This is a genomic window from Micromonospora sp. NPDC047753, from assembly GCF_040642735.1.
Lineage (GTDB): Bacteria > Actinomycetota > Actinomycetes > Mycobacteriales > Micromonosporaceae > Micromonospora.
The window spans coordinates 1-11,207 of the sequence record NZ_JBEYSL010000198.1 but is presented as its reverse complement, the minus strand read 5'-3'; the positions used below and the strand labels follow the sequence as shown (position 1 = coordinate 11,207).

Annotated in this window: 10 protein-coding genes and 2 tRNA genes; 4 read left to right on the top strand and 8 right to left on the bottom strand. The window is 68.6% G+C overall.

The window, feature by feature from the left end; genetic code table 11:
- The 3 genes from ABZ749_RS18075 to ABZ749_RS18065 form a co-directional block, all read right to left on the bottom strand.
- Nucleotides 1-1,237, bottom strand: a 1,237-nt coding sequence (locus ABZ749_RS18075; protein ID WP_357229097.1) for a non-reducing end alpha-L-arabinofuranosidase family hydrolase, incomplete at its 3' end; no start/stop codon positions are given.
- Between the two features lie 541 nt (nucleotides 1,238-1,778).
- The gene (locus ABZ749_RS18070) at nucleotides 1,779-3,392 is read right to left on the bottom strand and encodes a serine/threonine-protein kinase (protein WP_357229092.1); all 1,614 of its coding nucleotides are present in this window, start codon (nucleotides 3,390-3,392) and stop codon (nucleotides 1,779-1,781) included.
- Nucleotides 3,393-3,560: 168 nt separating this feature from the next.
- Nucleotides 3,561-3,674, bottom strand: a complete 114-nt coding sequence (locus ABZ749_RS18065) for a DUF3455 domain-containing protein (RefSeq protein WP_357229094.1) — start codon at nucleotides 3,672-3,674, stop codon at nucleotides 3,561-3,563.
- A gap of 100 nt (nucleotides 3,675-3,774) precedes the next feature.
- Between ABZ749_RS18065 and ABZ749_RS18060 the strand changes: the two genes are divergently transcribed.
- The gene (locus ABZ749_RS18060; RefSeq protein WP_357229090.1) at nucleotides 3,775-4,134 is read left to right on the top strand and encodes a low temperature requirement protein A; all 360 of its coding nucleotides are present in this window, start codon (nucleotides 3,775-3,777) and stop codon (nucleotides 4,132-4,134) included.
- A gap of 78 nt (nucleotides 4,135-4,212) precedes the next feature.
- On the opposite strand, the gene ABZ749_RS18055 is transcribed toward ABZ749_RS18060, so the two are convergent.
- Complete coding sequence (locus tag ABZ749_RS18055; protein ID WP_357229088.1) at nucleotides 4,213-5,328, bottom strand: ricin-type beta-trefoil lectin domain protein; 1,116 nt, start codon at nucleotides 5,326-5,328, stop codon at nucleotides 4,213-4,215.
- 398 nt (nucleotides 5,329-5,726) lie between these two features.
- On the opposite strand from ABZ749_RS18055, the gene ABZ749_RS18050 reads away from it, so the two are divergent.
- Entirely contained in the window at nucleotides 5,727-7,286 is a 1,560-nt protein-coding gene (locus tag ABZ749_RS18050; protein WP_357229085.1) for a hypothetical protein, read from the top strand.
- A gap of 168 nt (nucleotides 7,287-7,454) precedes the next feature.
- Here ABZ749_RS18050 and ABZ749_RS18045 read toward each other — a convergent pair whose 3' ends face one another.
- The 3 genes from ABZ749_RS18045 to ABZ749_RS18035 all read right to left on the bottom strand — a co-directional run bounded on the left by ABZ749_RS18045 (nucleotide 7,455) and on the right by ABZ749_RS18035 (nucleotide 8,119).
- Nucleotides 7,455-7,736 (bottom strand): hypothetical protein, encoded by a 282-nt coding sequence (locus ABZ749_RS18045; protein ID WP_357229083.1) that lies wholly within the window; start codon nucleotides 7,734-7,736, stop codon nucleotides 7,455-7,457.
- Between the two features lie 181 nt (nucleotides 7,737-7,917).
- Nucleotides 7,918-7,993, bottom strand: a tRNA-Arg gene (locus ABZ749_RS18040).
- A gap of 35 nt (nucleotides 7,994-8,028) precedes the next feature.
- Nucleotides 8,029-8,119, bottom strand: a tRNA-Ser gene (locus ABZ749_RS18035).
- 239 nt (nucleotides 8,120-8,358) lie between these two features.
- Between ABZ749_RS18035 and ABZ749_RS18030 the strand changes: the two genes are divergently transcribed.
- Entirely contained in the window at nucleotides 8,359-9,621 is a 1,263-nt protein-coding gene (locus ABZ749_RS18030) for a hypothetical protein (RefSeq protein ID WP_357229080.1), read from the top strand.
- Nucleotides 9,622-9,625: 4 nt separating this feature from the next.
- On the opposite strand, the gene ABZ749_RS18025 is transcribed toward ABZ749_RS18030, so the two are convergent.
- A complete protein-coding gene (locus ABZ749_RS18025) occupies nucleotides 9,626-10,396 on the bottom strand; it encodes a CPBP family intramembrane glutamic endopeptidase (RefSeq protein WP_355004423.1) in 771 nt (256 codons plus the stop codon).
- Between the two features lie 144 nt (nucleotides 10,397-10,540).
- Between ABZ749_RS18025 and ABZ749_RS18020 the strand changes: the two genes are divergently transcribed.
- Nucleotides 10,541-11,207, top strand: a 667-nt coding sequence (locus ABZ749_RS18020) for a globin domain-containing protein (RefSeq protein ID WP_357229078.1), incomplete at its 3' end; no start/stop codon positions are given.

Here is an 11,207-nt window from a genome sequence, read left to right as displayed (position 1 = left end):
CCTCGACGATCATGAGGTACTTGTTCAGGCCCTGGAGCTTGTAGACCTGGACGGCCTCGAACAGGTTGTTCGTGGTGTCACTCATGATGGTCGTGTAGTTCGAGCCGAAGCTGCCGGGGAAGTTCCCGATCGGCATGCTGGCCCGGTAGATCTTGCCGTTGTCACCGGCGAAGAACAGGTACATGTTCGTGCCGTCACCGATGACCGCCTGGTCGATCGGGCCGGTGCCGGAGCCGGTGATGCTGCCGCTGAACAGCGTCTGCGGCGACGACCAGCCGTTCGGGTTGGTCGGGTCGGTCGAGGTCCGGTAGGAGAACGCCGGGCCACCCCACTGGTAGGTGAGCACCCAGATGTTGCGCGGCGCGAAGTAGAACAGCGACGGCGCGACAGTGCCGGAGTTCATCGCGTTCTGGCTGGCCGAGCCCATCTGCGAGTAGTTCGAGAAGAGGCCGAAGTTCATCGAACCCCAGCTGGACCCGAAGTCGTGCGTGGTGGCGTAGACCAGTTGCTGGCCGTTGTAGGGGGCGACGGTGAAGTCCTTCAGCGACACCCATCCCGACCTCGGGTTCGCCAACACCCCGGTGGAGGACCACCGGTACGTCGAGGGAAGGTCGCAGGTGCCGCCCGGCGGCGGGGTCGTCGGCGGCGGCGTGGTGGGGTCGGTCCCACCGCCGACGCGGACGAACTGCCACTGCTGGTTGGTGCCGTTCCAGTCGTCGTACTGCACGATGTTGCCGCCGTCGGCGGTCGAGGCGCCCTGCACCTCCATCACCTTGTTGCTGTTGCGGTTGATCAACCGGACGTAGCCGCTGTCCGAGTCGGCCAGCCGGAACTGCTGGTTGGTGCTGTTGTTGTCGCTCCACTGCACGATGCTGCCGCCGTTGGCGGTCGAGAAGCCCGAGACGTCCAGCACCTTGTTGGACAGCCGCGACTTCACCCGGTAGTAGCCACCACCGGAGTCGACGAACTGCCACTGCTGCTGGTTGCCGTTGTTGCGGGTCCACTGGGTGATGCGGGCCCCGTCGTTCGTGGCCAGGTTGTAGACGTCCAGGGCCTTGCCGCTGTTGCGGTTTACCAACACGTACCACGCGTTCGTGTCGACAGTCGCCGCGGCGGCGGGTGACGACACCACCGTTACGGCGGCACCACCGACCATCAACGCCGCCGCGCTGGCAGCGAGGACGCGGGGCAACCACCAACGTCGCCGCCGCGAAGGCGTTGCGATCGATGGGGACATATCGAGGGCAGACATGATCCTCCTCCAGTGACCAAGAGCCGAACGGCCTGCCCGAGGGTGGGCGTACCGCGACGCGTGGCCGAGCACGCAGGCGTCAGAGAGTTAGCGTTAACAAGACGCCGGCAAGCAATAGCGCACGCCTGATTCGAGGTCGACGAAGCAAGGCTTGCCCGGAAAGCCGAGGTGTCGTCGTCCTTAGGCATCGACTGTGAGCGATAACATGCCGTTCGTCAAGACGTAACGTGCTGGGAACATCTACCGCTGTCAACCTGCGGATCTTGAGGTGAAACGACTTGAACCGCATTCCCGCAGGCATCGCCCCAGATCCCCGGCCAGGACCACCGCGAGGCCCTTGAGGAGGCCCTGCGAGCGCGTTAACATCGACGACCGCCCATTGCCGATGGCTCACTGACGGTGCCGGTGAATTCCGCCTGACGGGTCGGCCGGCAGGAGCGATGGCGCGGCGACGGTAAGGACCGATCGCCATGTAAGTCAAGGCCCACCGGGTGGGCCGGTCCGCGGGGGCCGGGGAACCCCCGAGTCAGACCGCGCCTCGATCGACCAGGCTGAACGTCGTGTTCAGCGGGGCGTCGCCGAGAAACTCGACGAAGATCTCGCTCTTGGTCGGGCTCCACTGCACCGGGCCGTGCTCGTCGTTGATGATGGCGTAGGCGGGGCGCCCCTTGTCGTCCTTGCCGTCACGGTACAACGTGAACAACGTTGCCTTGCTCGGCCGACAGTCGGCTCCGACCAGCGCCGAGTACCCTTCCGAATCGACCTTGACCCCGAGGCACGGTCGGTGGGCGATCTCCGGGTTGACCGATTTGATCATGTAGTCGACACCGACTGGTTCGAGTACGAAGAGCGCATCCTTGCCGGTTCCGTTGCCGACCTCGACCTCGCCGTGAGACGGCAGCGACAGGTCACGGTCGATCTCCACCACGTGCAGCAGGACTCGCCGCTGACCGGCCAGCATGGCCTGGGCCGGGTCCACGCTGGCCGACGGTGAGGCGGACGGCTTGCCCGACGCGGGCGTGGACGCCGTGGCCGCCGGCCCGGTCGTCGCCGGGCTACCGCTCGGCGTCGAGCCGGTTCGATCCTGTTTGGACTGCCCACTCAACAGTTGCGGACCGAACAGGAAAGCGGGCACCAGCACCGCGACCACCGCGGCGGTCGCCCCCAACGCGGTGAGCCAGCCACGCCGGCGTGGATCCGCGCGGCCGGCCTTGGCCGGACCCGATGTCGTCGACCGCACGCCTTGATCACCACCGGCAGCGGGCGACACACGTGGTGGCGTCGCGCCCAGGAGTTGGGCCGGATCGCCGGCACCCACCGGAGACGCTGCGGTCAACAGCCCGTCGAGCAACTCCCGGGACGTGGGCCGGGCAGCTGGGTCCTTCTCCAATGCGCGGGAGACCAGATCCCGCAACGGCCCACCGAGCCCGGTCAGGTCCGGTGGTTGAGTGAGGATCCGCATCGCGGTCGCGGTAGGGGAGTCGCCCCCGAACGGGCTGCGGCCGGTCGCGGCGTAGGCGACCAGGGCCCCCCAGGCAAAGATGTCCGCGGCCGGGCCCGCCGGACGGCCGGAAGCCGTGTCGAACCGCTCCGGAGCCATGTACGAGACGGTCCCGACCATCTGGTTGGTCCGGGTGTGCTGGCTCGTCGCCTCGAAGGCTCGGGCGATGCCGAAGTCGATGACCTTGATCCCACCCGGTGCGACCAGGACGTTCGCCGGCTTGAGGTCGCGGTGGATCACCCCGGCGCCGTGGATGGCGGTGAGCGCGGTGGCCACCCCGACCGCGATGCCGTGCAGGTGCGCCCCTCCCAGCGGGCCCTGCTCCCGAACCACCTGGGCCAGACTGGGGCCCTCGACGTACTCCACCACCAGGTAGGGCGGGTCATGGTCCGGGTCGGCGTCGAGAACCTCGGCCGTGCAGAACGGTGGAACCTGGCGGGCGCGGTTCACCTCACTACGGAACCGACCCCGGAACTCCTCGTCGTGCGAGAGGTCCGCACGGACGACCTTGACCGCCACCCGCCGCCCTTGCGGCGACCGGGCCAGGAAGACACTGCCCATGCCCCCGTCACCGAGCCGGTCGAGCACCTCGTACCCACCGAGGCGTGCCGGGTCACCGGGACGGAGCCCGCCGCTCACGCCGGATGCCCGCAGACCGCGACCACAGCGCGAACCGATCCGCCCATCACCCGTCCCCCTAGGTCACTCCGACGCCGGCCGCAGCCTATCGTCCGCCCACCGAATCCCGTCGATGCTGTCCATCAGTCGGCCACGACCGGGGCTGCCGCCTCGTCGCAGCTGGGCCCCCTACCGCTTCGAGGCCCAGAAGACGTAGACAGCGCCGTACGGCACGGCCACCGTTGCGCCTTCGGTGCAGGCGCCGGCCGGTGCAACGCCGCCCGACGTCAGCAGACGGCTGATGTACCGACGACGGCAACCGCTCGGACCCGCCCCCGACTACGGCGAGCGTGATGTCCCTGAGGCATCAATATGACTCACAGGCATCACGGTCGTTCGGGCGTTGCCCTCCGCACACCAGAGTCTGCGGCAGGCGGTGCGCCTCGCGCCCTACGTCTACGCCGTCGTGATAACCGGGATCATCGCGACCTCGGCCGGGGTGGACCTCGTTCTCCATGAACCCCTCGGCACCACGCCCGCGACCTGGCTCATCCTCATCGTCGGCAGGCCGGTGCTGTTCATGCTCGGACGGATGGACTCCGAGTACGTGCTGCTCGGCCAACTCCCACCGTCCCGGTTGGCCTGGCTGGCACTGCTGATCGCCACCACGCCCGCGTTGACCACGCTGGCGACGGTCCTCGTCGTGCTCGTCACCGTAGGCGTCCTGGTCGGCATCACACTCACCGACACGTGGCGCCTTTGACGCGCGACGGCCAAGGGGTAGCGCAGGCGACGGTGGTCGGATCACCCACGATCCGACCACCCGCCGCGACCCTGCGAGCTATCGGCGGCTCCACTGCTGGTTGGCCTGGCCCGTGCAGGTCCAGAGGACGAGCTTGGTGCCGTTGCCCGTACCCACGTTGTACGGGTCGAGGCAGAGGCCGGACTGCACCCCGGTGATGGTGCCGTTGGCGTTGACGTTCCACTGCTGGTTCGTTCCGCCGTGGCAGTCGTAGATGGTGACCAGGGTGCCCGGCGAGGTGCCGTAGCCGGCGGCGTCGAGGCACTTGTTGCCGTACACGGTCAGCGTCTTGCTGCTCGTGTAGGTCCACTGCTGGTTGGTGCGGCCGTGACAGTCCCACAACTGCACCTGCGTGCCGTTGGTGGTGGAAGAGCCGGGGACGTCGACGCAGCGACCGGACAGGGCACCCACGATCGCAGTGGTCTGCTGCCCGCCGCCGCTTCCCGGGTCGCCGATGCTGCCGGGCACCGCCTGCAGCGCGCTGTACCAGCGGGCAGCCATCTTGTCGTAACCGCCGGCCGTGGGGTGGACGCCGTCGATCAGGTCGGCGGTGGTGAGTGCGCTGTACATGTCGACCAGGCGTACCCGCTTGCCGGCGTTCACCTTGCTCTGCACGATGCTCGGGATCGCCGCGTTGAAGGTGCGGGCGGCCGCATTCTGGTTGCTGTTGGAGAGCGGGATGATCTGCGCGACGAACACCTCCGCGTTGGGAGCTGTGGTGGTGATCCGGTCGATCAGGGTGGAGAGCCGGTTCGGCGCGGTGCTCACGTTGTAGTTCTGCAGGATGTCGTTGGTGCCGATGTGCAGCAGAACTGTCTGCGGCCGCTGGGTGTTCAGCCAGCCGACGATGTTCGCGTCGATCTGGTCGATGCGCCAGCCGGGATGCCCCTGGTGGTCGTGGTCACCCAAACTGGCAGGCCCGTTGAACTGCGACCCGACGAAGTCCACGGTGTACCGCCCGTTGACGAGTCGCTGCCAGAGCCCGATGCGGTACCCGCCCGGCACCTGCGTGCCCTCGGTGATGGAGTCGCCGAGAGGCATCACCCGCACCCCGCCGTTGGATTCGGCGTTGGCCGGGCCGGTCGAGGTCAGCACCCCGGCGAGGACGACACCGAGCGCGGCGGTCGCCGCGAGCCATCTTGCCCTGGTTCGCATAGATTTCTCCCCTGCAGTGGCAGTGCTGACCGAGGGGTCAGGCCGTCGCGACCATCGCCGCATCGACATGACGATGCCGCCGCAGCACTGGGACGGATTGTTAACGCTAACAGCGATTCATGTAAATTCTTGTCGCTGATCCGGCCCACGTCAAGCGCCAGAAACCCAGGCACCCAGGCCGGCGCGGCGGCGGGAGGGTGTCGACGGAACAGAAGTGCACGGTGGGACTGCTGGGGCGCTGGTGACGCGTAGGCCGAATGTAGGCTTTTTTCGCATAAGTACCCTTGACATGAAGATCGTTCGACTACCTTCGCCTTGGTGGCGACAACCGATTTGTTGCCCTCTGCACCTAATGCGACGTGCGGAACCTGGTGTCCGGAGAAGGGCTAGGTAGCTCGATGTCCAACTATCCACACCCGAAGATGAGCGAAGTAGCGGCAGCTCAAGCCCCGCTGTCGAGGAGGCGCCGGGCACGCTGGCTCCTCGCCGGGGTGGCCGGGTTGACCGGAGTGGTCGGTCTGGCCGCCTTCACCCCGGCGGGGATGAGCGGAGCGGCCGGGAAGCACGGAGGCACCCCCTCGAATGCCGGAAGCCAGGTCCTCGCCGACAGTAATCGGGGCAGCGGCGACGACCGCAACGGCAAGGACCGGGGCGGTCGCGACGGCAAGGAGCACAAGGAGGACGGCGACCATCGGGACAGCCGGGGCGACGACTTCCGGTCCGTACCCTGCAACGCCGACGAGCTGATCGCGGCGATCGTCCGCGCGAACGCCAGCTCCGGGGCGAAGCTCCGGCTCGCCGAGAAGTGCACCTACACGCTCAACAGGTCGGCGCCCCAGCCGCCGGTGCCCTTCGGCGCGGTCGGCCTGCCGATCATCACCCAGCAGGTCGTGATCGACGGAAACGGATCCACGATCGTCCGCGCGGCCAACGCCACCCCGTTCCGGATCCTGGAGGTCGGAACCGGCGGCGACCTGACGCTACGCGACGCCACCATCAAGGGCGGCCTGGCCGACGGCGGGCTCGGCCAGGGCGGCGGTGGCATCCGGATCGACGTCGGCGGCAGGGCCACCATCGAGAACACCAAGGTGGTCTACAACCACACGAACGGCCCGGGTGGTGGCATCGCCAACTTCGGCGTCACGCGGATCCTCGGCGGGAACGGCCACGACAAGGACCGGGACGGCAAGGACCGCGACAAGAAGTGGGACGACAGCAGCACCATCAGCAACAACAGCGCGGTGTTCGACGGCGGAGGCATCTTCAACAACGGCAACCTCACAGTGCAGAACACCCGGCTGAGCTACAACAACACGATCGGGGTCGTCAACATCCTGCCCATCGGTGGCGCCGGTGGCGGGTTGTCGAACAGCAGCACCGCAGTGCTCGAGAACGTCCACCTGGACAACAACACCGCGGGCTTCCGCGGCGGTGGCATCCGCGGTGGTATCAACTCCACCACCGAGGCGAAGAACGTCGAGGTCAACGACAACCGAGCCGGCAGCGAAGGCGGCGGAATCTTCTCCGACGGCGTCTTCAACCTCAGGCACGGCAAGGTCCACCACAACGAAGCCGGCCAACGTGGCGGCGGCGTCTTCAACCAGATCGGCCAGTTCGTGGCCGAAGACAGTTGGATCAGCGAGAACGTCGCCAGCACGAACAGCACCATCGAACACGGCGGTGGCATCTACAACGGCAGCGGCACCGTCGTCCTGCGCCGCACCCACGTCGACCGGAACCGGGCCATCGGCTCAAGCTCCCAGGGCGGCGGAATCTACAACAACGCCACGTTCACCCTCACCGAAAGCAAGGTCACCGACAACATCTCCACCCTGGCACCCGGCGGCATCTTCAACGACGGCGGCCAGGTCACCGTGGACCAGAAGACCGCCATCAGCGGCAACCGGCCCACGAACTGCACCCCCAGCTCACCGCCGGTGCCCAACTGCTTCGGCTGATCATTCGATCACCCCGGCAGTCGGGTAGTACGAGACAGGCAATCCGGTCCCGCACAGGTTCGATCAGGAAGATCGGATCTGCTGCGGGACCGGATACTGTCCGCGGAACGACCGCAGGGACTCGCACCGGCGCTCCTCTGCCGGGCGACGACCCTCCGGGTGCCCGGTTCAGGTATCGATGATGTTGTTGTTCTCATCGATGCCGTGGCTGCGCCAGTAGACGTCCCACTCGTCGTCGACGTGCTGCGGGATCTTGCCCTCCGGGTAGCGGACGTACGGCGGGGTCGGCTCCTGCCCATCCGGGAAGCAGGCGCTGCCGCCCTGCCCGCCCACCGCGATCGCCGGATACTCACCACCAGCGCAGATGTCCTCCCGGAACGAGCAACCGGTGGTGGCCATCAGCCCACCCAGGCCGACCGCGGCCAGAGCGATCATGATTCGCGTTCGCATGGAGGGAATTCTGGTCGCTGCGGCAGCGCCTGCCATGCGCACGCGTACTCATCTCGCGCCGGGCGTCACGATTCCTCGCCCGGATCGCCCAGGCCGACGGGCGAGCAGAACAACCGCGTCCGACACGTACGCCCATACGAAAGCAGGGAATATAGCCTATTGGCTATATTCCCTGCTCAAGTGGTGCGCCCGAAGGGACTCGAACCCCTAACCTTCTGATCCGTAGTCAGATGCTCTATCCATTGAGCTACGGGCGCTCGTGCTCAGCCAGCATACACACCTGGCTTTCGCGCGGAGACTCCGGGATTCGAACCCGGGAGGGGCTTTAAGACCCCAACCGCATTAGCAGTGCGGCGCCATAGACCAGACTAGGCGAAGTCTCCCCGGTGATCCTCAGACCACCGCGCCCGAGGATACAGGTCACCACCCACCGGGAGCAAAACGACTTCCGGGGTACGCCCACCAGGGTCCGTCCGCCCCCGTGTTTCCACGCTGTGCGCCGGCGTGATCGGGACTACGCTCCATCGATATGCAGGAGCAGCCGCCCAGCGAGTCGACCCGTCGAGAGCCTGCTGAACGAGCGCGTCGGCGTTCTCCACGGGCCACGTTCACGCCGCCGGTCGTGGCCGAGGAGCCCACCGAGACGGTGGGGCCCGAGTCGGCGGCGCCGCCGGCCGCGAGTCCGGCGAGCCAGCGTCCTCGACGGGCCAAGGCCGCACCGGCGGTGCTCTTCCAACCACCGGAGCCGGACCGCCCCCTGCCTCGACAGCCTCGGCGAGCGCCGGCCGAACTGACCACCGACACCAACGCCGAGCAGCCGGAGCAGCCGGAGCAGCCGGAGCACTCGGAGCAGCCGACCGGCGACCAACCGAGCCCAGCAACCGGCCTCGCATCGCCACCGCCGAAGGCTCGGACCGCCCCTGTTCGCAGGGCTGACCATCGGCAGGCAGCCGACACGCCCGCCGAGGTGACCCCGGCCACGCCGACGCCCCGCAAGCGCGCCGCGAAACCTACAAAGGCCGCGAGCACCACCGGCGAGGCGAGCACCATCACGCCAACGGCCCCGGCCAGAGCCGCAAAGACCACCAGGCGCGCGGCCACCCCACGAAAGAGCACTCCGCCGACCAAGAGCATCCCGCCGACAAAGCCCGCCCCCGAACCCGTGGTCAGGCCGCAGACGGCACCCGCCGAGCAGCAGCTGACCCCGGCAGACCCCGCCGTGCGGCAGGTTGAGCCGGCTCTGGGGCGTACCCCGGAATCGGAGCTGCGCGCGGTCGCCGCGCGCGTGCTCGACCACCCTGGCTTCGCACCGGAGCTGTTGGCTCTTGCCGCGGTGCGGACGTTCGGGCCCGGCGCGGCCGGGTGGGCCGCTGGGTTGCGCGACAGGTACCCGGACGCCTCGGCGGACGGCCTGGCCCGGTTGGCGGCCCGGCGGTTCGTCCGCTCGGCGGGTGCTGGTGGGGCGACCGCCGCGCTGGCCGGCTTCTTCGCGCCGCTGGCCGAGTTGGCTGCTGTGCTGTGGACGCACTCGGAGCTGGTGCTGCACCTGGCCGCTGCGTACGGCAAGGATCCGACGCATCCCGACCGGGCCGTCGACCTGCTGGTGCTGACCCAGGTGCACCCGGATCGGGCGAGCGCGGCGGCGGCTCTGGCCGCCGCCGAGAGCGCTGGTGACCCGGTCGAGGGGGCGTGGCCGCGGGCGGCGGAGGCGGCCTGGCGGTTGGCCGCGCCGCTCACGGCTCAGGCCGGTGGTTGGGTGGCGTTGCGGCTGGTGGCCCGGTTGCTGCCGGGCGCGGCGGTGCTCGCGGCGGCCTTGGGTGATGCGGCGGCGGCCGACCGGCTCGCGGCCCGGACGGTGGCCGTCTACCGACCCGACCGGCGCTGACGGGTCAGAGCCAGTCGAACCACTCCCGGGGCAGCAGCGCGTAGCCGACGAAGGCGAACACGTCGAGCAGGGTGTGCGCGATGATCAGCGGCATCACCCGCCGGGTGCGCAGGTAGAAGAGGCTGAACACGACGCCCATGATCGCGTTGCCGACGAACGCGCCGAAGCCCTGGTAGAGGTGGTACGAGCCGCGCAGCAGCGCGCTGGCCGCGATGATCGCGGCCAGCCGCCACTGGAGCTGACGCAGCCGGGTGACCAGGTAACCGACCACGATCACCTCTTCCAGCACGGCGTTCTGCACGGCGGCGAGGATCAGCACCGGAACCGTCCACCAGATGTCCGGCAGCGCGGCCGGCACCAGCGTGGCGTTGAGACCCAGGTGGGCCGCCACCCAGAACAGCGCCAACCCGGGTAGGCCGATGAGCGCCGCCAGGCCGGCACCGCGCGCCACGTCCTGGCCGGGCCGCCGTGCGTCCAGGCCGAGGGTCCGCGCCGGGTCGCCGGGGTCACGGGTGAGCAGGTGTACGGCGAGAAGCACCGGCAGCAGCGCGAACACGATGCCGAGCAGCTGGTAGGTGAGGTCCAGCCAGGGGCGGGCCGACGCCGAGGTGTTCAGCGAGGCGGTCTGCTTGGAGAGCGGACCGTCGGCGGTCAACTTCGCGATGATCGAGACCACCGCGTAGATCGCGGACTGGCCGAGGGAGAGGCCGAGGACCAGCAGCGTCTCGGTGCCCAGCAGTCGGCGGGACACCGGGCGGGTCAGCTCAACGGTCACCGCACCACTCTGCCCGACGTACGGCACAGGTGACACGGCCGACCGGCCACCGTGAGCCGATCGCACATTCTGTGCGACCAGTCGACACGCTCCGTGGAGATTCTATGAGCGCCCGATCCGTTGCCGTCTGGAGAAGGAGCGTCAGTGGACAACCTCGCGCGGTTGCTGAAGGAGAGCTGGGCCCTGGTCGAGGACGACCGGGTCCGGCTGAGCGGTCACTTCTACGCTCGGCTGTTCCTGCTCGACCCCGCCCTGCGGCAACTCTTCCCGGTGCAGATGACCGGCCAGGGCGACCGCCTACTCGAAGCGATCATCACGGCGATCCACACGGTGGACGACCCGGAGAGCTTCGACGAGTTCCTCCGGGCGCTGGGCCGCGACCACCGCAAGTACCACGTCGACGAGCGGCACTACGCCACGATGGGCGTCGCGCTGCTGGACGCGCTGCGCAGCACCGCCGGCGACGGCTGGAACCTGGAGTACGACCAGGCGTGGCGGGAGGCCTACGCGGCGATCGCCGCCCTGATGGTTGCCGGTGCCGCCTCCGACGACGACCCGCCGTTCTGGCACGCCGAGGTGCTGACCCACGAGCGGTACGGCCCGGACACCGCCGTGCTGACCTGCCGGGCGTTGCAGCATCCGCTGCGCTGGCAGGCGGGGCAGTACGTGAGCCTGGAGGCGCCGCGCTACCACCCCCGGGTGTGGCGCAACTACTCGGTGGCGAACGCCCCGAACGACGACAACGTGCTGGAGTTCCATGTGCGGTCTCCGGGGGCCGGCTGGGTGTCCGGTGCCCTGGTGCGGCGGGTGC

Coding starts and splice junctions, on each gene's coding strand:
- ABZ749_RS18055 (WP_357229088.1), bottom strand. CDS start 5,328: ATGCGAACCAGGGCAAGATGGCTCGCGGCGACCGCCGCGCTCGGTGTC.
- ABZ749_RS18050 (WP_357229085.1), top strand. CDS start 5,727: ATGTCCAACTATCCACACCCGAAGATGAGCGAAGTAGCGGCAGCTCAA.
- ABZ749_RS18045 (WP_357229083.1), bottom strand. CDS start 7,736: ATGCGAACGCGAATCATGATCGCTCTGGCCGCGGTCGGCCTGGGTGGG.